The sequence below is a fragment of the Myceligenerans halotolerans genome (genome assembly GCF_054782975.1).
Genome location: NZ_BAAGRL010000045.1, coordinates 70,865 through 94,260, shown reverse-complemented (window position 1 = coordinate 94,260; position 23,396 = coordinate 70,865). Strand labels below are relative to the sequence as shown.

Genomic DNA, 23,396 nt, shown 5'->3' with positions numbered 1-23,396 from the left:
CACGCGATCACCACGTGGTGGATGTGACAGCCGCGTGACAGCGATCTGAAAGCGAGGCCTGGTCAGGTGGGTGGTGCGGGGGCCGTTCGGCCTCCCCACCACCCACCTGACGGAGGCACGGCATGCTGCGGATCCATTTCACGGCCGACGACCTCGGTCGCGTCCGGCTGGCGGCGGAGGCGGATCCGCTCTGGGAGACACGGCTGAGCGCACGGCTGGTGAACGACCCGGACGGGTCGCGGACGGCGCTCGGGCGGTGGCGCGCCGAGGTCGTCCGGGACTTCCCGCAGCAGGCGCTGCCGTACCTGCACCTCACGCCCTCGCACGGGTACTGCCCCGACTTCCTGGTGCCGGAGGCGGGGAGCAGCGATCTGGCGTCCGGGCTCGACGCCGTGCTCGGCACGCCGTCCCGGCGGATGGCCGCCGAGCTCGCCCGGCTCGACGTCGGGAGGTCCGTGTCCGGCTGGGTGCACCACCTCGCCGGCGGCGTGCAGCACGCGCGGAACGGCCTCCGGGCGACGATCACCGCCTATCACCGGCACGCGGTCGCGCCGGTGTGGGGCAGCGTGCGGTCGGCCGTGGAGGCCGACCGGGCCGCTCGCGCGTACGCACTGGTGACCGGCGGCGTGCAGGACACGCTCGCGACGCTGCACCCCGCGGTCACCTGGTCGGGGCGGACGCTGCGGGTCGACGACGGGAAGCAGGACCGGGACATCCACCTGGCGGGCCGAGGTCTCCGCCTCGTTCCCGCCTTCTTCTGCGGGGAAGTCCCCGTCACCTTCGAGAACCCGGAGCTGGAACCGACACTGGTGCTCCCCGTCACGCACTCCCCGTACGGGTCGGGCCCGGCGGCCGGGGGCCTCGCCCTCCTGCTCGGCCGGACGCGCGCCGCGGCGCTGCGCGCGCTGGCGACGCCGGTGACGACGGGCGCCCTGGCGCGCCGCACGGCGACCTCCCCCGCGTCGGCGTCGCAGCATGCCGCCGTGCTCCGCCAGGCGGGCCTGGTCGTGTCGCGGCGCGACGGACGCTACGTGGTGCACACCCTCACCTCACTGGGCACGCGACTGCTGGCGGCGGCCGATCGCGGGGAACCCGTCGGGGGCCGGTCGCGCGTCCCGGGACCGGCGCCGTCCTCCCGCCAGGCGCAGCTCTCGCACGAGTCGTCCTCCCGTCGAGCCGCCGGTCAGGCCGGGCCGACGCCGGCGCCGTCCGGGGACGTCCGCGCCGCGCGGGCATCCGCCGCGGCCGCGCCCGCGATGTAGTCGATGAGCATCTGCCGGCTGAGGACGTCGGTGGCATCGAGCTCGCCCGTGTCGTCGACGACGGCGAGCGCCTCGCGCCATGCGCGGACCGCCGCCGGGGTGTTGCCGCTCGCGGCCTCGATCTCGCCGAGCAGGCGGAGAGCGCCGGCGGCACGCCACGGTTCGCCCGACTCGCGGTAGCCCGCGACAGCGAGACGGGCGTCGTCCCGTGCGGTGTCGAAGCGGCCGAGGTCGAGGTGACCACGCGCCCGGGTGTACCGCGTCACGGCTGTCCGTCGTCCTCCGGCGTCGCCGAGGGCGGCGAGGATCTCGTCCGCGACGGCGATCATCTCGGGGATGTAGCGCAGCTCCCGGTAGACGTCCATCAGCACGACGAGCCGCTCCCACGCGTGGCGCGCCCCGGGCTCCTCGTCCGGGCCCGGTCCCGCGGACGCGAGCGCGATGGCGTCGGCGTCTCGTCCCTGCAGCGCGTACACGCGCGCGAGGTTGCCGCGTACGACGGCCACCGCGCGGGCCGAGCCGTGGCTCGCGATGTGGTCCTCGGCCTCGAGAAGTACCCGCTCCGCGTCGTCGATCCGGCCGCGGCGCGCGTGGCCGACGGCCAGCGCGTTGAGCAGCAGGCCGCGTAGGTCCCCGGTCCCGCTGCCGTCCAGCGAGTGCAGCACGAGTTCGGAGAGCAGCACGGCGTCGTCGGGCATCCTCGCGGTGCGGATGTAGTCGAACAGGCGGACCGCGAGCCAGCCCGCGGCCACGCGAGGGGCCATGGTCCATGGCCGGGACGTCGTCAGGGTGTCCTCGACAAGCCGGAGGAGTGCCCCTCCTTCGGCCTCGCGCCAGGCGGTCGCGCGGGCGGCGTCACCGTCGAACGTCTCCGGGACCGCGCCCGGGGCATGCTGCCCGTCGTCGATCTGCGTCGGTTCGGCCCGCAGCGTCATCGTCGCCGTGTGTGCGCTTCGGACCCCCCAGGTGAGCAGCCGCAGCAGCGCCTCGTCGCTCTCGTGGCGGTCCTCGAGGAGGACGTCGGTGGCGTAGGCGCGCAGCAGGTCGTGCATCCCGTACCGGTCGGGTGCGAGGACGTGCAGGAGGCTGGCGTCGACGAGGCGGGTGAGGAGCCTGCGGGCGGTGCGGGTGTCGACGGCGGCGAGGGACGCGGCGGCCGGGATGCCGAACCCGCCCGCGGGGTGGAGCGCGACGAGGCGGAACATCCGGGCGGTCGCGTCGTCGAGGGCCCGGTAGGACCAGGAGAACACGGCCCGCAGGTCGGCGAGCGGGTCGCCGTCGGCATCGAGGGCGTCGAGGCGGCCGTTCTCGTCCGCGAGGTCCTGGCCGACGGCGTCGAGCGCGGCGGCGGGGTCCCATCCCTCGGCGCGGTGCCGGCGGAGGTTCTCGGCGACCAGGCGCACGGCGAGCGGGAATCCGCTGGTGAGGTCGGCGAGCCGGGTGAGGGCGGTGGCGTGCGCGGGGTCGCGGAAGCCGTCGTCGAGCCCTTCGCGGAGCAGTGCCACGGACTCGTCCCGCGTGAGCGGCCGGACCGCGAGCGCCTCGCCCTCGCCCCGGGCGGACAGGCCTCGCAGGGTCTTGCGGCTGGTGACGACGACGCAGGCGTCCGATGCCGGGAGGAGTGGCCGCACCTGCTCGGCGTCGCGGGCGTTGTCGAACACGAGGAGGGTGCGTTCTCCGGACAGCCTGCTGCGCAGGAGCGCGGCGGCGCCGTCGGGATCTCTCGGGACGGCGGCGGGGGTCACTCCGAGGGTGCCGAGCATCGTGACGAGGGCCTCGGACGCGCCGACCGCCGGTCCGGGGTCGAAGCCTCGTAGGTTGAGGTAGAGGGTTCCGCCGGGGAACTGCTGCTGGACGCGGTGGGCCCAGTGCACGGCGAGCGTCGTCTTGCCGACGGCGCCGGGGCCGTGCAGCACGACGACGGTGCGGCCGCCGGCGGCGGGGAGTCTCGCGTCGAGGGCGGCCAGCAGGCCGTCGCGGCCCGTGAAGTCGGTGCAGTCCGCCGGGAGCTGTCGGGGGACGTCCTTGGCGGGCCGGCTGTCGGCGGGGTCGCCGCGGAGCAGGGCGGCGTGCACCTCGCGCAGCTCGGGCGCCGGGTCGACGCCGAGCTCGCCGGCGAGCCGGGCGCGCAGGCGCTCGTACTCGGCGAGTGCCTCGGCCCGACGGCCGGCGGCCTGGAGGGCGAGCAGCAGGCGCGACCACAGGGATTCCCGGAACGGGTGCGTCTCGGTGGCCGCGCGGAGGCCGTCGACACGCTGGAGCGGGTCACCGGCGAGCCGGTCGAGGTCGGCCGCCTCCTCGAGCGTGTCGAGGTACTGCCCGGTGAGCCGGCGCCGGGCCTCGGTGGCGAGCCAGCCGGACGCCGCGTCCTGGAAGGGCTCCCCGCGCCAGAGGGCCAGCGCGTCGGACAGGGCCTGCCGTCGTGCGGAGGCCGGGGCGTCGAGATCACGCGCGGTCAGCTCGGCGAACCGGTCGGCGTCGACCGTGACGCGGGAGGCTGCGAGCCGGTAGCCGCCCCGGACGGTCTCGACGACGTCGGCTCCGAGCGCGCCGCGCAGGCGCGCCACGTACGTCTGCAGGGTCGCGCGAGGGCCGGCCGGAAGGTCTTCCGGGTCCCAGAGCCGGTCGGTCAGTGCCTCGACGGAGGCCGGTTCGCCCGCCGAGAGGGCCAGGATCGCCAGCAGGGCGCGCGGCCTGCCGGCCAGTTCGACCGGGCGCTGCCCCGCGACGACCTCCAGCGCGCCCAGGATCCGTATCTCGACGGCACGCGTCGGGACGGGCGCCTCCCCGGCGGCGGCGTGCGGGGCGGCCTGCCCGCCGGCAGCCTCGTGCGCGGGTTGGGTCATCCGCCGATGATGTCCTGTGCCGGGGCGTCTGGCCAGAGAAGTGGGTCACTGTCTCGACTCCTGGGCGGCCGCCCGTATCGTGGTTCACATGCGCATCGCGATCGTCGGCGGCCATGGCAAGGTCGCCCTGCAGCTCCATCCGCTCCTGGTGGAGGCGGGTCATTCCCCCGTCGCCCTCGTGCGGAACGAGGACTACCGTGACGAGCTCGAGCGGCTCGGTGCCGAGGTCGGCCTCCTCGACATCGAGAACTCCGAGGCGTCGGACTTCGCCGAGGCGTTCACGGGGTGCGACGCCGTGGTGTTCGCGGCGGGCGGCGGGCCCGACGGCAACATCGAGCGGAAGCAGACGGTCGACCTCGAAGGCTCGCTGATGTCGATCCACGGCGCGGATGCGGCCGGGATCTCGAGGTTCGTCCAGGTGTCGGCGATCGGCGTCGACAGCCTGCCCCCGCCCGAGCGCGGTGCGGTCTGGCGTGCCTACGTCGAGGCGAAGCGCGACGCCGACGCGGCGCTGCGCGCGTCGGACCTGGACTGGACGATCATCCGCCCGGGCCGGCTCACCGACGGTCCCGCCACGGGCCTGGTCGCGCTCGGCCCGGACGTCGCGCGCGGCGACGTCACCCGGGCCGACGTCGCCGCCGTCCTCGCGGCGGTGCTGGACGACGACGACACGATCGGCCACCAGTGGAACCTGGTGGGCGGTGACACGCCCGTCGCCGAGGCGGTGGCCCGGGCGGCAGCGGGGTAGCGGCTCGGCCGTCCCGGTGGTCGGTCCCTTGTCGCGGTGTCGGTCGCTCGGGTAGCCGACTCCGCGACAACGGACCGACAGTTCGGCAACCAGCCGATCTCACGCGTCGTAGTCGACCGTGACCTCGTCCGTGGCCGGGAAGCTCTGGCAGGTGAGGACGAAGCCGCGGGCCACCTCGTCGGGTTCGAGTGCGTAGTTGCGGACCATGTCCACCTCGCCGGCGCACACCTTCGCCCGGCAGGTACCGCAGACCCCGCCCTTGCACGCGAACGGGACGTCGCCGCGCACGCGCTGCGCCGAGTCCAGCACGGTCGTGTCGCGGGCCATCGGCGTCGTCGTGCTGCGGCCGTCGAGGATCACGGTGACGTCGCTGGTCACTCCCTCGATCACGGCGTCGGCGTGCCGGAGCTGCGGCGGCGGCTCGTCCACGTAGAACAGCTCGAAGTGAACCTTCTCCCGGGGCACGCCGAGCTCGTCGAGGACCTGGCGCGCGTCGGACAGCATGCCGAACGGGCCGCACAGCCAGACGTGGTCCATGTCCGCCACCGGCACCAGCGTAGTGAGCAGCAGACGGAGCCGGTCGGCGTCCAGGCGGCCGGAGAACAGCTCGACGTCGCGCGGCTCCCGGGACAGCACGTGCATCAGGTCGAAGCGGCCGTGGTGGGCGTCCTTGAGGTCGGCGAGTTCCTCGGCGAACATCACCGTCGTCGACTTCCGGTTCCCGTACAGCAGCGTCACCTGCGCGTCCGGGTTCGCCAGCACCGACGCGGCGACCGAGAGCATCGGGGTGATTCCCGACCCCGCAGCGATGCACAGGTGCCGCCCGCCCGCGGCGGGATCGGCGCGGAAGCTGCCCGACGGCGTCCCGACCTCGATCCTCGTCCCCGGCCGCACCTCGCGGACGAGCCAGGTCGAGAACAGCCCGCCGGGGATCTCCCGGACGCCGACGCGCGGCCGGGCGCCCGCGGGGGCGCAGATCGAGTAGTTCCGGCGATGCTCGACGCCGTCGATCACGCGCCGCAGGACGAGCGACTGCCCCGGGGCGAAGTCGAACAGGTCGCGGAGCTCGTCGGGCACGTCGAAGGTGACGGCGACGGCGTCCTCGGTGAGCCGCCGTACCTCGGCCACGGTCAGCGTGTGGAAGGTCGACTGAGCCCTGCGGGACGCCCGCACCCGGTCGGCCGGCATGGTCGTGGCTCCGCCGTCGTCGATCATGCCGCCTCCTGCCGGGCGGGCGGGCTGATCGTCATCAGATCTCCTTCACGTGGTCGAACGGCTCCAGGCAGGCGCGGCAGCGGTACATCGCCTTGCACGCCGTCGAGCCGAACTCGGAGGTCAGCTCGACGTCGGCCGAGTCGCACCGGGGGCAGCGCACCGCGCGGCGGGTCGGGCCGAGGGTGAGCGGGACAGGGCGCCTGCCAGACGCCGGGGCCCCGCCCGCGCCGGTCGCCGAACCGCCCGGCCCGGAGGCCCCCACGGCCGAGGCTCCCGCGCCGGCGCCCGGACCGGTGCCGGCGGGCGCCCCCGCGTCCCGCCGTCCCGGCGGCGAGATCCCTGCCTCCGCGAGCGCCGCCCGTCCCCGGGGCGTGATCCAGTCCGTGGTCCAGGCGGGGTGCAGGGCCACCCGGACACGGACGTCGTCGTACCCCTCCTCGCGCAGGCGGCGCACGAGGTCGTCGCGCATCGTGGCCATGGCGGGGCAGCCGGAGTAGGTGGGCGTGATGGACACGACGACGGCGCCGTCGTCGGTGGTCTCGACGTCCCGCAGGACGCCGAGGTCGGCGAGCGTGAGCATGGGCAGCTCAGGGTCGACGACGGTCGCGGCGACCGCGCGGGCACGGTCGAGGTCGACGGCGCCTCGGGCCCGCCGTGCCCACTCGGCCGACCGTCGCCCGGCCGACGACATCGGCGGAGCCGCAGGCCTGTCGGCGACGGGGACCAGCACGTCGTTCCTCACCACCGCCCCCTCGGGTGGGCGCGGGCCACGGACTGCGTCTCGGCGAGCATGCGGCTGAGGGCCTCGGTGTGCATGCCGTCGCGGCCCGTCCGGCCACGGACGCCCGCTCGCGGCGCGGCCTCGGGCCGGTCGACGCCGCTCACGGCGAGCACCTGGTCGAGCACGGCGTCGGTCTCGCCGGCGACCTGGGCGGGGTCGACGCCCGCACCGGACGCGGCCGCCGCGGCCTCGACGTCGTGCGTCTCGAACAGCTCGGTCCAGTACGGCATCAGCCCGGCGAGCGCGCCGGTCACGCGGCGGCGGGACTCGTCGGTGCCCTGGGCGAGGGTGAGGAACCAGCGGCCGGCGAAGTCTCGGTGATAGGTCAGTTCCTTGACGCCCTTCGCGGCCACGGCGGCGAGGACCGCATCGCGGCTGCCCGCCAGCCGCTCGAACAAGGCGAGCCGCCAGGTGGAGAAGAGCAGGATGCGGGTGATCGTCTCGGCGAAGTCGCCGCATCCGAGCTCCGCGAGACGGACGTTGCGGAACTGCTGGTCGTCGCGGAAGAAGGCGAGGCGGTCCTCGTCCGGTACCGGCGACCCGGCGGGGAGCGCGGGCACGACGGACGGGTCGGCCGCGGCGGCGCGCGCGAGCAGCAGCCGGGCCTGGCCCAGCAGGTCGAGGGCGATGTTCGCGAGCGCGATGTCCTCCTCAAGGTCGGGCGCGCGGCTGCACCACTCCGAGATCCGCTCGGAGGCGACGAGGGCGTCGTCGCCGAGCATCAGGCAGTAGGCCGCCAGGACGGACGGGTCCACGCCGTCCGGCACGGTGGTGTCCACGCCGGCCAGCGGGTCCTCGAAGTCCGTGCCGAAGGCCCAGTGGGCGTCGTTGACGAGCAGGCCGGCGTAGGCGTTGTCGTGCTCGGCGTCGTACTCCGCGGGCGCGGCGTGGCCCGTGGACGCGGCGGGCGCGGTGGACGCGGTGTCGCGCTCGGGGAGGGGGCCGTCGGACATGGTGGTTCTCCGCTGCTGATGGGGGACTACATGTGGGGGACGTTCTCCGGGATGGAGTAGAACGTCGGGTGCCGGTAGACCTTGTCGCCGCTCGGGGCGAAGAGCGGGTCCTTCTCGTCGGGGCTGGACGCGGCGATGGCGTCCGAGCGCACCACCCAGATCGACACGCCCTCGTTGCGCCGGGTGTACACGTCCCGGGCGTGGCGCAGCGCCATGGCGTCGTCGGGCGCGTGCATCGATCCGACGTGGACGTGGTTCAGGCCGCGCTTGCCGCGCACGAACACCTCGTACAGGGGCCACTCGGCCCGCGGCTCGCCGGTCATGCCTCCTCCTGCTCTGTCATGCGGGACACCCGCACCCTGGTCGGTCGGCACGAACGGGGCTCCGCCATGATCGTTCATGCCGCCTCCTGCTGTTTCCGGGCGAACTCGGCGGCTGCCTCGCGGACCCAGGCGCCGTCGTCCCACGCCTGCTTCCGGTGCGCGACGCGCTGCGCGTTGCAGGGGCCGTCGCCGCCCACCACCCGCCAGAACTCGTCCCAGTCGATCTCGCCGAAGTCGTGCGACTGCCGCTCCTCGTTCCACGCCAGCTCCGGGTCGGGCAGCGTCACGCCGAGCGCCTCGGCCTGCGGGACGGTCATGTCGACGAACCGCTGGCGCAGTTCGTCGTTGGTGTGGGTCTTGATGCCCCACGCCATGGACTGCGCGGTGTTCGGGGAGGCCTCGTCGGGCGGGCCGAACATCATCAGCGACGGCCACCAGAAGCGGTCCACGGACTCCTGCACCATCTCGCGCTGCTCGTCGGTGCCGCGCATCATCGTCATCAGCAGCTCGAAGCCCTGGCGCTGATGGAACGACTCCTCCTTGCAGATCCGGATCATCGCGCGCCCGTACGGGCCGAAGGACGTGCGGCACAGCGGCACCTGGTTGCAGATGGCGGCGCCGTCGACGAGCCAGCCGATCGTCCCGACGTCGGCGTACGACAGCGTCGGGTAGTTGAAGATCGACGAGTACTTCTGGGCGCCGGAGATCAGGCGCTCGGTGAGGTCGTCGCGGGTGATGCCGAGGGTCTCCGTCGCCGAGTAGAGGTAGAGCCCGTGGCCGGCCTCGTCCTGCACCTTCGCGAGCAGGATCGCCTTACGGCGCAGCGACGGCGCGCGGCTGATCCAGTTGCCCTCGGGCTGCATCCCGATGATCTCCGAGTGCGCGTGCTGGGCTATCTGGCGCACCAGCGTCCTGCGGTACTTCTCGGGCATCCAGTCCCGCGGCTCGATGCGGTCCTTGTGCGCGATCGTGGCCTCGAAGTGCGCTTCGAGGTCTGCCGTGTCGGTGCCCTGAGGGCCCGGCGCAGCGCCCGGTGCCCTGCCCGACTCCATGGCCGACGTCATCGTGACCTCCGTGGCGAATTACTGACCGAACGTTCGGTTCCTAATCTGTCACAGATTCCCGGTGCGACGCAATGCCCGCCGGGCGCGGCCGGGCTGGATCAGACGAGCAGCGGGCTCAGGTGCGGTGACGCGAGCGCACTGCGCGCCTGGCGCGCCCCGGCCCGCAGGCACTCGCCCGTCCCGGCCCCGGTCAGGTGTGCCGTCAGGAACCCGGCGAAGAACGCGTCGCCGGCGCCGTTGGTGTCGACGACGTCGGCCGGCTCGGCGGGGCATTCGGCCCAGCCGTCGCAGGTCAGGGCCACGGCGCCCTTCGCCCCGAGGGTGCAGACCACCGTCGTGGCGCCGCGGTCGAGCAGCGCCCGCATCAGGGCGGGGTGGTCGTCGGTGCCGTCGTCGTTCAGGAAGATGTGGGAGCAGGCGTCGGCGAAGGGCCGGTGGAACTCGCTCACGCCGTCGTAGTCGTGCAGGTCGGTCCAGAGCTCGGCGCCGCCGGCACGAGCGGCGTCGAGCAGCTCCAGGCCGCTCGCGCTGAGGTCGAGCACGACGTCGCGGGCCGCGGCGAGACGGGCGGCGACGTGCTCGTCGTCCGGGCGGGCAGGTTCGGCGGGCACCGCCAGATAGATGGAGACCCGTTCGCCGTCGTCGGTCATGAGGTTGAGGTGCTGCTCCGTCGGGCCGGGCGCACGGTGCGCGAGGACCTCCAGCCGCTCGCCGCCGCGGCCCAGCGCCTGGAGCACCCGCTCCGCCTCCGGATCGTCACCGACGGCGGTCACCAGCGTGACCGGAGCGCCGAGCTCCGCGAGATGCAGCGCCTTGCCGGCGCTCGTTCCGCCAAGCGTCCGGACGGCGTGACGCGCGAAGACGGTGTGGGGCCGGGGCGCGGGCAGCTCGTCGAGCCGCACGAGCGTGTTCCAGGAGGCAGGGCCGACGACGACGGTGCTGGGTGTGCTCATGCGCCCATGCTCGCCCGGATCGCCCCGAGGGCCGGGCGGGCTTGCGGCTCGGCGGGCGATCGGGTGATGGCAGGCGAAAAGTTTCCGGGCCTGCCGTAAACGATTCAGCCGCTGGTCGCCGGTACACGGGTGCGCACAGTCTGACGGGACGGACGAGCCGTCCGACCCGGTCGGCCCGAAGCTCGAGGAGGAGCATCCCATGACAGTGCGTGCGCGAACGCGCGGCCTGATCCTGGCCGCCGCCATGGCGCTGGCCGCCCCGCTGGGGCTGGTCGCCGTCGTGTCGGCGGACACCGCGATGGCACCGCCCGCGGCGGCCCACGGCAGCGTCACCGACCCGCCCACCCGCAACTACGGCTGCTGGGACCGCTGGGGCGACGACCACCTCAATCCCGAGATGGAAACGATCGATCCGATGTGCTGGCAGGCATGGCAGGACAACCCCAACGCCATGTGGAACTGGAACGGGCTCTACCGCGAGAACGTCGGCGGCAACCACGAGGCGGCCGTGCCCAGCGGCACCCTCTGCTCGGGGGGCAACACCGAGGGCGGCAGGTACGACTCCATGGACACCCCCGGCGAGTGGGTCGCCAAGGGCGTGCCGCACAACTTCACGCTGACCCTCACCGACGGCGCCAACCACGGAGCCGACTACCTGCGGATCTACGTGTCCAAGCCCAGCTTCGACCCCACCACGCAGAGCCTCGGCTGGGAGGACCTGAACCTGATCAAGGAGACAGGCTCCTACCCGCCCCAGTCCCCGTACGTGACGGACGTGGACCTGTCCGGCTACGACGGCCGGGCGGTGCTGTACACGATCTGGCAGGCCAGCCACCTCGACCAGCCCTACTACCTGTGCTCGGACATCAACATCGGCGGGGACGACCTCTGGCCGAGCGATCCGCAGCCGACTCCGACTCCGACTCCGACACCGACTCCGACGCCGACGCCAACCCCGACCCCGACCCCGACCCCGACGTCGAGCGACCCGGGGACCGGTGAGTGCACCGCGACGGTCAGCGTGACCAACTCCTGGGACGGCGGATACCAGGGCGAGGTCGTCGTCACCGCCGGCAGCTCCGCGATCAGCGGCTGGGAGGTCACGGTGGAGGGCGCCACGATCACCCAGGCCTGGAACTCGACAGTTTCCGGCAACACGCTCACCAACGCCGACTGGAACGGGAACCTCTCCGCGGGGGCGTCGACCACCGCCGGGTTCCTCGGCAGCGGCAGCGCGAGCGGCCTCAGCGCCACCTGCTCCACCGGCTGACCGGGAGGGCACGGCGCCACGAACCGCCGCGGGAGGCCCGACCCCGCGGCACACCCGGGGGCGGCGGCATTCCCGGTATGCCGCCGCCCCCGGCCCCGGACGCCGGGGTGCTGATCTCACGCGCGGTCAGCACCTCGGCGTTCGCGGTCTCGGCCGCTGCGGCAGGCTGCGGCAGAACGGCGCGCGCCCCGCCGCCCGGCTCCGCATCGTGGCGTTCCGTACGTCGTTCTCGAGCCCGTCTCGGGGTCATGCGCGCCGGCCACACGGGGCCCCATACATCGACGTGACCAATAAGTGAGACCGATCTTGTCGATCTGTTGGGATCGGGCTAGGCTCCCTCGCATGCGCATCGCCCGAATGTGCCGCCTCTGTCGGTAGAGCGTCCACGCCACGTCTGACCCGTGTCGACACCGTGCCCGCACGGACCACCGGTCGCGACGCCCGTGCGACGCTCCCACGCCACCCTTACACCCACGGACCCCAGGGACAACCGGCGGCGTCATGCACGAGGTGCACGGCCAGAGGCATGCATCCGGTGCTGGACCGTCGGGCAGAAGTACGACCCGCAACCGACCGGACGACACGAAGGAAAGAGAAACAATGGCCCGCATCTATGACGACGCGACCAAGCTCATCGGGAACACCCCGCTGGTGAAGCTGAACTCCCTGGCGAAGGACCTGGAGGCGACGGTCCTCGCCAAGCTCGAGTTCTACAACCCCGCCAACTCGGTCAAGGACCGCATCGGCGTCTCGATCATCGACGCGGCGGAGGAGTCGGGCGAGCTCAAGGAGGGCGGCACGATCGTCGAGGGCACGTCCGGCAACACGGGCATCGCCCTGGCCTGGGTGGGCGCGGCCCGCGGTTACAAGGTCGTCCTCGCCATGCCGGAGACCATGTCCAAGGAGCGCCGCGCGCTGCTGCGCGCGTTCGGCGCCGAGATCGTGCTCACGCCGGGCGCGGAGGGCATGAAGGGCGCGGTCGCCGCCGCCGAGAAGATCGCCCAGGAGCGCGACGGCGCCATCCTGGCCCGCCAGTTCGCCAACGAGGCCAACCCGAAGATCCACCGCGAGACCACGGCCGAGGAGATCTGGGCCGACACCGACGGCGGCGTCGACATCGTGGTGGCGGGCATCGGCACGGGCGGCACCATCACCGGCGTCGGCCAGGTGCTCAAGGAGCGCAAGCCGGACATCAAGATCGTGGCCGTGGAGCCCGAGGAGTCCCCGATCCTCAACGGCGGCCAGCCCGGCCCGCACAAGATCCAGGGCATCGGCGCGAACTTCGTCCCGGAGATCCTCGACACCGAGGTCTACGACGAGGTCATCGACATCAACTTCGCCACGGCCGTCGAGACCGCCAAGCGGTCGGCCTCCGAGGAGGGGCTGCTCGTCGGCACGTCCTCCGGTGCGGCGTTCGCCGCGGCCCTCCAGGTGGCGAAGCGCCCGGAGAACGCCGGCAAGACGATCGTCGTCATCGCCCCGGACTTCGGCGAGCGCTACCTGTCGACCCCGCTGTTCGAGGGCCTGGTCGACTGATGGCCAGGTCCTGGGCGCCCACCTTTCTCCAGCTCCTCAAGGAGGACGCCGAGACCGCGCGCGCCCAGGACCCGGCCGCGACGTCGCTCAGCGCGGTCGTCATGACGTACCCGGGCGTGCACGCCGTCTGGCACTACCGCATCGCGCACGCGATGTGGCAGCGGCCCGGGCTGCGGCTGCCCGCGCGGATCCTCTCCCTGGTCTCCCGGCTGCTGACGGGCGTGGAGATCCACCCGGGCGCGAGGATCGGCCGGCGGCTGTTCATCGACCACGGCATGGGCGTCGTCATCGGGGCGACCGCCGAGGTCGGCGACGACTGCCTGCTCTTCCACGGCGTCACGCTCGGCGGACGGTCGATGAGCCCCGGCAAGCGGCACCCGACACTCGGCGACCGCGTGATGGTCGGGTCGGGCGCGAAGGTGCTCGGACCGCTCTGGATCGGGGACGACGCGAAGGTCGGGGCGAACGCCGTGGTGACGCGCGACGTGCCGAACGGGGCGGTGGCCGTGGGGATTCCCGCACGGAACCGGACGCCCGCTCCGTCCCGCGCGCAGGCGGCGACGCGGGTCGAGGACCCGTCGCAGCTCATCGAGTACGTGATCTGACGCGGGGCGCCTCCCGCGAAGGGCGTGTGGTCGGGGGTTCGGCGTGTGGTCGGTCAATCACTTGACCGACCACACGCCGAACCCCCGACCACACGCCTTTGCCTATCACCCGACCAGGGCTCTCGCGGAGCCCGCCGAGGCCGGGCCGGCCGCTCCGTCAGGCAGCCCGCGCGGCCTTCGCGAAGAACTTGCGCAGGTCCTCGACCACGAGGCCCGGGACCTCGAGGGCCGCGAAGTGGCCGCCCTCCGGATACTCGGCCCAGTGCTCGATGCGGCTGTTGTCCCGCTCGGCGAACGCCCGGATGGTCTGGAAGTCGGAGGCGAAGACGGCGACTCCCGTGCGCCCCTCACTGACCACCGGCTGCGTCCCGGAGCGCCCCTCCTCGTAGTGGTAGCGCACCGCCGTGGCGGACGTGTTCGTCAGCCAGTAGAGGCTGACCTGCTCCAGCACCTTGTCGCGGGTGACCTCGCTGGTGCCGTTGCCGAAGTTCTCGAAGAGCTCGCTGTACGCGAGCTGCCCAACGGGAGAGTCGCTGAGGCCGGCCGCCACCGTCTGCGGGCGGGAGCCGTTCATGGCGTTGTAGCCGCCGACGCTCTGGAACCACTGCAGGTGCTCCAGCGCCGCGAACTCCTTCGGCCCGAACCCGTCCATCTCCCCCGGTTCCCCGCTGGGAAAGGAGAAGAGCTGCAGGACGTGGGCCCCGAGGAACCCGTCGGGGTTCAGGACCGCGAGCTCGCGGCTCACCAGCGCACCGGCGTCGCTCCCGTGCGCCCCGTACGAGGTGTACCCGAGCCGGCGCATCAGGCCGTCCCAGGTGCGCGCGACCCGCGAGTAGGTCCAGGGGCCGTCCGCCATCGGGGTGCTGAACCCGAATCCCGGGACGGACGGGATCACGACGTCGAAGGCGTCCTCGGCACTGCCGCCGTGCGCGACCGGGTCGGTGAGCGGCCCGATCATGTCGAGGAACTCGAGGAAGGAACCGGGGTAGGTGTGCGTGAGCACCACCGCCCGCGCGCCCGGCTCGGCCGAGCGGACGTGGACGAAGTGCACCGTCTGCGCGTCGATCGTCGTCACGAACTGCGGGTGGGCGTTGGCCCGCTCCTCGACGGCGCGCCAGTCGAACTCGTCGCGCCAGTGGTCGACCATCTCGCGCAGGTACGACGCCGGCGTCCCGTAGTCCCAGGAGTCGCCCGGGGCCGCGGCGGGGAACCGGGTGCGGCGCAGGCGCTCCTGCAGGTCGTCCAGGTCGGACTGGGGGATCTCGATCCGGAAGGGGCGGATCTCGGCGGTGTCCGTTGCCGTGGCGGCGTCGGCGGCCGTGGCGGCGGTGGCGGCCGTGGCGGCGGTGGGGCTCAGGTTGCCGTTGGCGTTCATCGTGACTTCCTCCTGGGTGACTTCGACGTGACGTCGATCTCGGGGATCGTGCTGATGAGTACGACAGTACGGAGGATTCAGGAACGGTTCTTTCCGTTATTCTGCCCGGATGAGTACGACGTCGGGCCGCCTGCTGTCCCTGCTCGGCCTGCTCCAGGCACGCGCCGAGTGGTCGGGCCCGGAACTCGCGGCACGCCTGGACGTGACCGACCGGACGATCAGGAACGACGTCGCCCGGCTGCGCGACCTCGGCTACCCGGTCGACTCGGCCCGCGGACCCGGCGGCCGCTACCGGCTCGGCGTCGGCGGCAAGCTCCCGCCCCTGCTGCTCGACGACGAGGAGGCGGTCGCCGTGGCCGTGGGCCTCCGGGCGGCGACCGCCGTCGCCGGCATCGAGGAGAGCAGCACGCGCGCGCTAAGCAAGCTGGAGCAGGTCCTGCCCGACCGGCTGCGCCGCCAGGTCGCCGCGCTGCGTTCCGCGACGAGCGCGGGCCCGTCGAACACCGCCAGCAACGTCGAGGACCCGGCGGTCGATCCGGCGCTCCTCACCGACCTGGCGGCGGCCATCCGCGACCACCAGGGGCTGCGGTGCCGGTACCGCGGGGACCCGCGGGAGGTGGAGCCGTACCGGCTCGTCGCGTGGCAGCGGCGCTGGTACCTGGTGGGACGCGACGTGAGCTCGGGCGAGTGGGCGCCGTTCCGGGTGGACTGGCTGGAACTGCGCAGACCCGGCGGACGACGGTTCACACCCACCGAGCCGGCGTTCGACCTGACGGAGTTCGTCGTGCGCGAGGTCGCGCGCACCGGCTGGGCGGTGCACGCCAGAATCCGCGTGCACGCGCCTGCCGACGACGTCCTGGCGCGCATCAACCCCGCCGTGGGGACGGTGGAGCCGCTGGACGCCGGCAACTGCGTCCTGGTCACCGGCGGCGACAGCCTCGAGGTCGTCGCGGTGTGGATCGGGATGCTCGGCATCGACTTCACGGTGGAGGACCCGCCCGAACTCCGGGCGCACCTGCGGGTACTGGCGCGCCGCTACGCGGCATCGGGCGGGTGACCCACCCGAACTTCGGGGAGCCGCCCGCCTGATCCGGACCCGTCCGAGCTGATCGAGTATGTGACCTGACGGCGCGGCCGGCGAGCGCCGAGCCTCCTGAATTTACCGGGAGTCTCGGCGCTCGTCATTTCCTTTTGTGCGGAGGTCCGCAATCGCGTGCGACGTCCTGGGCGCACGGGCTAGCGTCTCCCCCGCATTGATCTGGCCGCCCTCGCTCGGGCGTGGAGCGGCGCTTTCAACCAGGGGGTGACCACACATGCTCACGATGAACCCGTCGCTGCTCGGTAGTATCGACGGTAGGATCGGCGTCATGGCCGAGAGGATGGGCAAGTACTCGATCACGATGCCCAAGGACATCGCGGAGGCCGCGCGGCAGTACGCGGGCAGCTCCGGACTGTCCGCGTTCATCGCCGGCACGCTGGAGGAGAAGATCCGAGGCCTTCGCCTCGACGAGTTCCTCAACGAGTACGAAGCCGAGTACGGCGAATTCACGGACGAGGAGATGGCCGCGGTGGATCGCGAGATCGACGAGGCACATCAGGCCATGCTCAGCCGTCGCTCCGAGCGGGCTGCGGAGATCAGGGGCGAAGCATGAGGCGGCAGCGGGCAAGCGCACGGGAGTTCGGCGCACTCGTCCTCGACAGCGAAGGGCTGAGCGGGATCGTCACGGGCAACCGCGCCGTACTCAGCAAGCTCAAGCGAGCTCGCATGCTCGGGCTCCCGGTGCTGACGAGCAGCATGACACTGGTCGAGGCGAGCCACCCGAAGGTCAGGCGCGAAGCCTTCGCCTGGGCGTACTCGAAGGCGACTGTCAGGCCGGTCACCGAGGAGGTCGCCAAGCGCGCCACCGACCTCCTTGCCGAGGCGAGCCTGCACGGTCACACGCACGCGATCGACGCGGTGCTGTGCGCCACTGCGCTCGACGCCCCGAAGCCACCGCTCATCCTCACCTCGGACCCGGATGGCATCACGGCGCTGGTCGGCGACATGGCTGCCGTCCTGAAGGTTTGACCGTGACGGCCTCGATGTGAGTGGACCGTTGCCGCCACGCCAGGTGGCGTGGCGGCAACGGTCCACTCGCCCTCACAACTCGGTCGCGGGCTCCGGATCGGACTGGAGGCCGTCCTCCTTCTTTGTGACCTGGCGGCGCAGGGCGAGGGCCAGGCCCGCGATCGAGAGGCAGCCGACCACCACCACGCCGATGAACCCACCGGCCAGGCCACGTTCCAGCATGAACCCGGCAGTGACCGGGTCGGCCCGCCGGCTCACGTCGCCACGACCTCCCCGGTCCTGAAGCCCTCCGAACCCTCGCCTCCGGCCGACGTGGCGTCCATGCCTGTGCCGCCCGGCGTCTCGTCCGTCCCGTGCGCTCCGACGACACCGGTCGTCCCGTTCTCGCCCGGTGTCCCGTCGTCGGCTGCCCCGTCGTCGGTGCCCCGCACTCCGTCGACGTCGAGCGCGACCCGTCGCCCGAGGACGAACGCCGTCGCCGTGATCCCGGCGCACACCGCGGCCACCATCGCGATGAACGCCGCGGGATGGCCGCGCTCCAGCAGCACACCGGCGGCCACCGGGCCCGCGATGGTGCCGACCTGGAACGCCGCCGAGCTCACGGCGTTGTAGCGGCCGCGCAGATGATCCGGCGCCAGGTCGTTCGTCAGGGCGGGCAGCGCGGACTGCAGGAGCGCCTCCCCCACCGCGAACACACCCATGAAGCCAAGGACCACGGTGACGCTCCCCGCCGTGCCCGGAATCAGGCCGGAGACCCCGAGCACCAGCCACGACCCGGACCAGATCAGCCCGAACAGCGCGAGCACGCGGGTCCGGCGGTGTCCCCGCGCACGTTCCATCACCCAGAACTGCAGCAGCACGATCACCGCGGTGTTCACCACGAACGCGAAGCCGATCGTGCGCGTGGAGACCTCCGCGACCTGCCGCGCGTACGCGGGGAACCCGCTCTCCATCTGTCCGTACCCGGCGAACGCGGCGAGCGCGGCCAGCAGGGTCAGCCAGGCGACCTCGGGCCGTCGCAGGATCGCGAGGTAGCCGACGGGACCTCCGGCCGCACCCTCGGCGGCGCCGGTCTCCCCCGCGCCGGGCGCCTCGGAGGCGTCCGCGGCCGGGCGCAGGTGGCGCAGCGGCCCGAGGAGCACGGCCACCGGGGCGGCGAACGTCGCCGCGTTCACCAGGAAGGCGACGACGAACGTGACGGGGCGCTCGACGTCGACCAGCAGGCCTCCGACGATCCCGCCCACCCCGATACCGAGGTTGACCAGGGCGAAGTTCACCCCGAAGTAGCGTTGCCGCAGTTCGCCGTGGACGACGGTCGAGATCAGCGCGTTGTTCGCCGGCCAGGCGACGCCGAACTGCGCCCCGAACAGGGCGAGCCCCACGGCGGCGGCCCAGGGCACGGTCGCGAAGGCGAGGATCGTCTGCCCGGCGATCGCGCAGGCGATCCCGGCCAGGAGCGTGCTGCGCGCCCCGAACCGGTCGATCAGCACGCCGGCCGGCACGGTCACGATCAGCCCGGCGACGGCGATCAACCCCATGAGGGTGCCGGCCAGGTCGAGCGAGAACCCGCGGACCTCGTGCAGGTAGATGATCGTGAACGGGAGGGTGAGGCCGCGGCCGAAGGTGTTGACCACGACGGTCGACAGCAGCCAGCGGCCGTCGCGGGGGAGCTCGGCCCAGAAGCCGAGGGCGCCGCGGGATGGAGAAGGTGTCACCGGCTGATCTTGCCCCGGGCAACGCCGGCACGGCGAGCGGATTTCGGACAAGGCCTCGGGGAGGTCCGCGACGAGCCGCTCCGCCGTCGTCCACGGTAGGGTTGCGCCAGTACCTGGGACGCGCAGTCGCAGGAAACCTGCCCGCTCGACGACGAGGATTCACCATGCGTATCGGCATCCAGACCGGCTACTGGTCGCGCAAGCCCCCGAAGGGCATCCAGCAGGCCATCCTGGCCGGTGACAAGCTGGGCCTCGACTCGGTCTGGACCGCGGAGGCCTACGGCTCGGACGCGTTCACGCCGCTGGCCTGGTGGGGCTCGCGGACCAGGAACGTCCGGCTCGGCACGGGCATCGCGCAGATGGCGGCGCGCACACCCACTGCCACCGCGATGCACGCGATGACGCTGGACCACCTGTCGCACGGGCGCTTCGTGCTGGGGCTGGGCGCCTCCGGCCCGCAGGTGGTCGAGGGCTGGTACGGGCAGCCCTACCAGCGGCCGCTGGCCCGTACGCGGGAGTTCGTGGACGTCGTGCGCGAGGTGATCGCCCGCGAGCGCCCCGTCTCGTACGACGGCGCGTTCTACCAGATGCCGCTCCCGGCGGAGACACCCGGCGCGACCGGGCTCGGCAAAGCGCTCAAGCCCACCGTGCACCCGTTCCGGCCCGAGATCCCGATCGTCCTGGCGGCGCAGGGGCCCAAGAACATCGCGCTGGCGGCGGAGATCGGGGACGGCTGGATGGGGTCGTTCTACGCGCCGCGCCTGGACGGGGAGTTCCGGGAGCTGCTGGACGCGGGGTTCGCGAAGCGGCGCGAGGAGCGCTCGCCCGCGAGCGCGTTCGAGGCGATCGCGACGGTCCCGGTGTTCGTGCGGGACGACGTCGAGGCCGCGGCGGACCTGATCCGGCCGTTCGTGGCGCTGTACGCGGGCGGGATGGGCGCCAAGGGCGCGAACTTCCACAAGCAGTCGCTGGACCGGATGGGGTACAAGGAGGCCATGGACGAGGTCCAGGACCTGTACCTGGCGGGCCGCAAGGAGGACGCGGCGCGGGCCGTGCCGACGGAGCTCGTGGACGAAGTGGCACTGATCGGCCCGGCGAAGCGGATCAAGGAGCGCTTCGCCGCCTGGGAGGACACGCTCCTGACGACGATGCTCGTCCAGGGCGACCCGTCGTCGGTCCTCACGGTCCTGTCGATCGCGCAGGAACATGCGGCCCGCTCGGCGGGGACGACGTCGGGGGCCCGCCGCACCGCGCGCACCCGCGCGGTGGCGAGCCGCGCCCTGGCGAGCGTGGTCCCATCCAAGGTCCCGGCCTCGCGCTGAGGGGTCGGCGGGTGGTCGGATGGCCGGCTGGTCGTCGGGCCGTCGGCCGGACGTCGAGTGGTCGGCCGCTTGTCGGATGGTCGGCCGCTCGGGGAGCCGATCATCCGACAAGAAGCCGACCATCCGACGAAGAACCGACCATCCGAGAGGGGCGGACCGCATCGACGGCGGTGGTTGGGTGCGGCACTCCGCTCGCTCCGCGGCCAGTTCGGCGGCTGGCTTGTGTGGGCAATCCCGCGGCCTGGCCACCTACGATGCGTCCATGTCCGATGAGGAACCGTCCGACACCCAGCTCACGCCCGCAGAGGAGTATGCGGCCGCCGTGCTCGGGCTGGTGCGGCGGATTCCGCCTGCCCGCGCGATGACGTACGGGCTGATTGCCGAGATCGTCGCCGAGGACCTCGGACGCGGCGGGCCGCGGCAGGTCGGGAACGTGATGGCGGCATCCGGTGACCGCTACCAGCATCTGGTGCCGGAGGACGCCGTCGTCGTCGGACCGGCTCAGGACAACTTCGCCGTGCCATGGTGGCGTGTGGTCAACGCGGCGGGTTCACCACCGGCGCGGCACCTGACCGCAGCCCTCGACGCCCTGCGCGCTGAGGACTGTCCGCTGACCCGCGACGGCCGCCGTGTCGACCTGAAGCGCGCGATCTGGTTCCCGGACGTGCTCGACGCGACGGACTGACGCCGCCGGCCGCCCCGCCGTCGAATGATCGGCCTGTTGTCGCGGGCTGGTCGGCGCCTTGTCGGATGATCGGTCCCCCGGGCGGCCGATCATCCGACAAGGCGCCGACCAGAATGGCCCGTCCCTCGCAGATCCCGCCGCCGAGGAGCCGGTCGGCAACGCGATGGCCTCGTCGGAGGCACCGTCACCAGACCCAGCTGCTCATCGGGGCTACCGGCCAGCCGAAGGCCGTTGACGCCCGCGCCAGGGCACCCGGGGTGTGCTCCGTGACCAGGCCCGCCGTGGCCAGGGCGGCCAGGGACGTCCCGCCCAGGTAGGCCGCGCCGAGATCGCGCACGTCGAGGGACACGTCGGCGGGCTCCGTGATGCGGTCGCACGTGGCCTCGCCGAAGGCCCGCGCCCGGAGCCGGTACGTCCCGGCGTTCTCCGGGAGCCTGGCGTCGGTCACGGCGATCCTCACGTCGACGTCCGCGGCGTACTGCCGCCCGGCGAGCGCGGTGGCGACGTCGACCAGCCGCACCCACACGTTGTCGACGACGCGGGGCTGCGCGGCGCGCGGGTTCACCAGGAGACGGGTGACGGCGTCGTCGGCCGGGAGCAGGAACGTGGTGGTCTCGACGGTGAGGTCGAAGTCGACCAGCACGCCCCACAGGGCGCGGGCGGCCGCGGCATCGAGGGCGACGACCTCGGCGACCGCGGTGGTGCCGCGCGGCCCGAACGTCTCCCAGTCGAGCTTCCGGCGGAACAGGGCGTAGCCCCGCGGCTCGCCCCCGCGCTCCACGACGGCGATCCGGCGCGACTCACGGCCGCCACGATGTGCGGGCGGGTCGGCCCAGAAGTGCGCCTGCAGTTCCTCGGTCTCGCGCTCGCACCAGCCTGGTCGATTGATTCCCGCGACGCCGGCGGGGCGCGCCCCTGCCGCGCGGTGGAGGCGTTCCACCAGGTCACCGTGCTGTTCGCGGGATGTGCGGGCGATCCGCACGGTGTGCTCACCGGCGCCCGGTACGTCGTGGAGGGCCGCGCCGCGGGCGATGGTGAGCCGGACGTCGTCGGCGGCCTTGCCGTAGCCGAAGCGTCCGTAGATCGGCGCCTCGGCGGCGAACAGGGCGGACAGCGGTTCGCCGCGCTCGCGGCAGCGCGCCAGGTGGAGGCCGATCATGCCGGTGAGGAGTCCGCGGCGACGATGCTGCGGATGCACCCCGACCCAGGTCAGACCGCCGGTCGGGAGCGTGCCGCCCGGAACCCCGAACTCCCGGAACGGATAGGAGCCGTGCAGGGCGGCGAGCCCGTCGAAGCCGTCCGCCTCGATCCCGATCGCGCGGTCCCAGCCGAGGGGGAACGGGTGCCGGACCGCCTCGTCCAGCGTTGTACCGGAAGGGAAGGCCCAGAAGTCGAGGTCGAGGGCGGCGCGCAGGTCCGCCTCCGTGAGTGCGCGGAACCGGTAGCCGTCCGGCAGCGGTACGTCCGGGAGGGTGGAAGTGTGCATGGCCCGATCGTCCCCGCCGCGCGCTGCGGACGCGAGGGGATTTCGCCGGCCGGCGGCCGCCCGGGCCGCGCAGGTCGGCAACCTGTCGGGTGGTCGGCTGGATGTCGGATGATCGGCTCCCCGAGCGGCCGACCATCCGACATCCAGCCGACCACCAACGTCAAGGGGCGGGTTACAGCGGAGGGGGGAGGCTGCTGTTGCGGCGGAGACCTTCGCTCACCTCCTGCGGTAGAGAACGTACGACCCGGTCGACGATTTCATCTGGCTTGTCGGACGCCGTGACCCGCACCAGCCTCACGGCGTCCGCGATTGCGTCCCCTCGGCGCTTCTCGCGAAACAGCTCGTCCGCGCCGTCGTGCCCCGCGCCGAGCGCCCCGGTGCGGTACTTGATCTTGCCGTCGAACTCGATGCCCACGCGGAACCGTGGAATGCCCAGGTCGGTGTGGAACGTGCCGAGCCGGGTCCGGACCGGCATCTGCGTGACGATCTCCGGCACGCCGGCCCGGAGCAGGATGTAGCGGGTCCGGCTCTCCCACGGCGATTGGGCCCCGCCGTCGCCACTCGTGATGACATATCGCGCGGAGCGAGTCCGGCGCCGATCACGTAGGGCGCCCAGGATGCCCAGCGCCTCGTCGACGTCGAGTCTCATGCGGCAAGCACCGTCAGCGACGATCAAGGCTTCCATCGGGTGGAGCGTCAAGGCACAGTCGACCACGGTCCGCGCGAGGTTGGTGACCGGAATGCCGGCGACCAGGGTGACCTGGTCGCGGGGAAGCGCGATCCGATGCCGCGCGACGTCGTCGGAAGAGCCTGCCCCCGCGCGATACCGCTGGATCACGTCGATGCGGTCCGGCAGGGTCCACATGGGCAGACCATGCAGAGCGGCCGCCGCCTTGTGCGAGAAGACGTGCTCGGCACGCAGTTGTCGGTGCAGAGCCTGAACCTTCAGGAGCACGAGTTCCCCTGGCCGGACTTCCGGCGTCCCGGCGTATGCCCCGCGACGCACCCGCACCATGTCGCCGGACTGCACGTGGCGCCGGAGCCGGTCCCGGTCGTGCTCACTCGCAAGGAAGATCTCGCTACTCACCATCCCTCCAGCGTGACAGCCAGCAACACCGACGCCCCCTCTCTATCCACACCTCCATCCCCCTATCGCGTCCGCAACGGTCGGTCTGTTGTCGGGTGGTCG

Annotated in this window: 22 protein-coding genes; 10 read left to right on the top strand and 12 right to left on the bottom strand. The window is 72.7% G+C overall.

All coding sequences use genetic code 11. The features are described 5' to 3' along the window. The first annotated feature begins 122 nt into the window (after nt 1-122). Nucleotides 123-1,262 (top strand): ArsR/SmtB family transcription factor, encoded by a 1,140-nt coding sequence (locus tag ACYVK5_RS22140; RefSeq protein ID WP_460708141.1) that lies wholly within the window; start codon nt 123-125, stop codon nt 1,260-1,262. Here ACYVK5_RS22140 and ACYVK5_RS22135 read toward each other — a convergent pair. Further along, a complete protein-coding gene (locus tag ACYVK5_RS22135; protein ID WP_460708140.1) occupies nt 1,184-4,108 on the bottom strand; it encodes an AfsR/SARP family transcriptional regulator in 2,925 nt (974 codons plus the stop codon). The two genes, ACYVK5_RS22140 and ACYVK5_RS22135, sit on opposite strands and share 79 nt — an antisense overlap. A gap of 88 nt (nt 4,109-4,196) precedes the next feature. Here ACYVK5_RS22135 and ACYVK5_RS22130 point away from each other — a divergent pair, with 88 nt between their 5' ends. Next, nucleotides 4,197-4,856 (top strand): SDR family oxidoreductase, encoded by a 660-nt coding sequence (locus ACYVK5_RS22130; RefSeq protein WP_460708139.1) that lies wholly within the window; start codon nt 4,197-4,199, stop codon nt 4,854-4,856. A 99-nt stretch (nt 4,857-4,955) separates the two neighbouring features. Here the strand turns inward: ACYVK5_RS22130 and paaE are convergent, their stop codons facing one another. From paaE to ACYVK5_RS22100, 6 genes are all read right to left on the bottom strand, one after another. Then, nucleotides 4,956-6,071: a 1,2-phenylacetyl-CoA epoxidase subunit PaaE gene (paaE, locus tag ACYVK5_RS22125; protein ID WP_460708138.1), complete on the bottom strand. Its 1,116-nt coding sequence runs from the start codon at nt 6,069-6,071 to the stop codon at nt 4,956-4,958. 34 nt (nt 6,072-6,105) lie between these two features. Next, nucleotides 6,106-6,762 (bottom strand): 1,2-phenylacetyl-CoA epoxidase subunit PaaD, encoded by a 657-nt coding sequence (gene paaD, locus ACYVK5_RS22120; RefSeq protein WP_460708302.1) that lies wholly within the window; start codon nt 6,760-6,762, stop codon nt 6,106-6,108. A gap of 47 nt (nt 6,763-6,809) precedes the next feature. Further along, a complete protein-coding gene (gene paaC / locus ACYVK5_RS22115) occupies nt 6,810-7,805 on the bottom strand; it encodes a 1,2-phenylacetyl-CoA epoxidase subunit PaaC (protein WP_460708137.1) in 996 nt (331 codons plus the stop codon). Between the two features lie 26 nt (nt 7,806-7,831). Further along, nucleotides 7,832-8,206 carry a 1,2-phenylacetyl-CoA epoxidase subunit PaaB gene (gene paaB, locus ACYVK5_RS22110; RefSeq protein WP_460708136.1) on the bottom strand — a complete coding sequence of 125 codons (375 nt, stop codon included), beginning with the start codon at nt 8,204-8,206 and terminating at the stop codon, nt 7,832-7,834. Next, nucleotides 8,203-9,192: a 1,2-phenylacetyl-CoA epoxidase subunit PaaA gene (paaA, locus tag ACYVK5_RS22105; protein WP_460708135.1), complete on the bottom strand. Its 990-nt coding sequence runs from the start codon at nt 9,190-9,192 to the stop codon at nt 8,203-8,205. Before paaA ends, paaB begins: the two co-directional genes overlap by 4 nt. A 98-nt stretch (nt 9,193-9,290) precedes the next feature. Beyond that, complete coding sequence (locus tag ACYVK5_RS22100; RefSeq protein ID WP_460708134.1) at nt 9,291-10,145, bottom strand: carbohydrate kinase family protein; 855 nt, start codon at nt 10,143-10,145, stop codon at nt 9,291-9,293. A gap of 199 nt (nt 10,146-10,344) precedes the next feature. On the opposite strand from ACYVK5_RS22100, the gene ACYVK5_RS22095 reads away from it, so the two are divergent. The 3 genes from ACYVK5_RS22095 (at nt 10,345) to cysE (ending at nt 13,556) form a co-directional block, all read left to right on the top strand. Further along, on the top strand, nt 10,345-11,415 hold the full coding sequence (locus ACYVK5_RS22095) for a lytic polysaccharide monooxygenase auxiliary activity family 9 protein (RefSeq protein WP_460708132.1): 1,071 nt from the start codon (nt 10,345-10,347) through the stop codon (nt 11,413-11,415). A gap of 600 nt (nt 11,416-12,015) precedes the next feature. Further along, on the top strand, nt 12,016-12,951 hold the full coding sequence (gene cysK / locus ACYVK5_RS22090) for a cysteine synthase A (protein WP_460708131.1): 936 nt from the start codon (nt 12,016-12,018) through the stop codon (nt 12,949-12,951). After that, nucleotides 12,951-13,556 (top strand): serine O-acetyltransferase, encoded by a 606-nt coding sequence (gene cysE / locus ACYVK5_RS22085; RefSeq protein ID WP_460708130.1) that lies wholly within the window; start codon nt 12,951-12,953, stop codon nt 13,554-13,556. Before cysK ends, cysE begins: the two co-directional genes overlap by 1 nt. A gap of 157 nt (nt 13,557-13,713) precedes the next feature. Here cysE and ACYVK5_RS22080 read toward each other — a convergent pair whose 3' ends face one another. Beyond that, on the bottom strand, nt 13,714-14,931 hold the full coding sequence (locus ACYVK5_RS22080) for an epoxide hydrolase family protein (protein ID WP_460708129.1): 1,218 nt from the start codon (nt 14,929-14,931) through the stop codon (nt 13,714-13,716). A gap of 109 nt (nt 14,932-15,040) precedes the next feature. Here ACYVK5_RS22080 and ACYVK5_RS22075 point away from each other — a divergent pair, with 109 nt between their 5' ends. The 3 genes from ACYVK5_RS22075 (at nt 15,041) to ACYVK5_RS22065 (ending at nt 16,999) form a co-directional block, all read left to right on the top strand. Then, entirely contained in the window at nt 15,041-15,988 is a 948-nt protein-coding gene (locus ACYVK5_RS22075) for a helix-turn-helix transcriptional regulator (RefSeq protein ID WP_460708128.1), read from the top strand. A gap of 310 nt (nt 15,989-16,298) precedes the next feature. Then, nucleotides 16,299-16,583, top strand: coding sequence for a hypothetical protein (locus ACYVK5_RS22070; protein WP_460708127.1), 285 nt, complete (start codon nt 16,299-16,301; stop codon nt 16,581-16,583). Next, the gene (locus ACYVK5_RS22065; RefSeq protein WP_460708126.1) at nt 16,580-16,999 is read left to right on the top strand and encodes a PIN domain-containing protein; all 420 of its coding nucleotides are present in this window, start codon (nt 16,580-16,582) and stop codon (nt 16,997-16,999) included. The genes ACYVK5_RS22070 and ACYVK5_RS22065 overlap by 4 nt, the downstream gene beginning before the upstream one ends. Nucleotides 17,000-17,071: 72 nt before the next feature. Here the strand turns inward: ACYVK5_RS22065 and ACYVK5_RS22060 are convergent, their stop codons facing one another. Together ACYVK5_RS22060 and ACYVK5_RS22055 are read right to left on the bottom strand one after the other, a co-directional pair. Continuing rightward, nucleotides 17,072-17,257 (bottom strand): hypothetical protein, encoded by a 186-nt coding sequence (locus tag ACYVK5_RS22060; RefSeq protein ID WP_460708125.1) that lies wholly within the window; start codon nt 17,255-17,257, stop codon nt 17,072-17,074. Next, complete coding sequence (locus tag ACYVK5_RS22055) at nt 17,254-18,714, bottom strand: MFS transporter (RefSeq protein WP_460708124.1); 1,461 nt, start codon at nt 18,712-18,714, stop codon at nt 17,254-17,256. The genes ACYVK5_RS22060 and ACYVK5_RS22055 overlap by 4 nt, the downstream gene beginning before the upstream one ends. A gap of 164 nt (nt 18,715-18,878) precedes the next feature. Between ACYVK5_RS22055 and ACYVK5_RS22050 the strand changes: the two genes are divergently transcribed. After that, complete coding sequence (locus ACYVK5_RS22050) at nt 18,879-20,036, top strand: LLM class F420-dependent oxidoreductase (RefSeq protein WP_460708123.1); 1,158 nt, start codon at nt 18,879-18,881, stop codon at nt 20,034-20,036. A gap of 262 nt (nt 20,037-20,298) precedes the next feature. Next, nucleotides 20,299-20,721, top strand: a complete 423-nt coding sequence (locus tag ACYVK5_RS22045; protein ID WP_460708122.1) for an MGMT family protein — start codon at nt 20,299-20,301, stop codon at nt 20,719-20,721. Between the two features lie 184 nt (nt 20,722-20,905). Here the strand turns inward: ACYVK5_RS22045 and ACYVK5_RS22040 are convergent, their stop codons facing one another. Together ACYVK5_RS22040 and ACYVK5_RS22035 are read right to left on the bottom strand one after the other, a co-directional pair. After that, a complete protein-coding gene (locus ACYVK5_RS22040; RefSeq protein WP_460708121.1) occupies nt 20,906-22,207 on the bottom strand; it encodes a GNAT family N-acetyltransferase in 1,302 nt (433 codons plus the stop codon). 172 nt (nt 22,208-22,379) lie between these two features. Beyond that, a complete protein-coding gene (locus ACYVK5_RS22035) occupies nt 22,380-23,237 on the bottom strand; it encodes a hypothetical protein (RefSeq protein ID WP_460708120.1) in 858 nt (285 codons plus the stop codon). Nucleotides 23,238-23,396 lie beyond the last annotated feature (159 nt).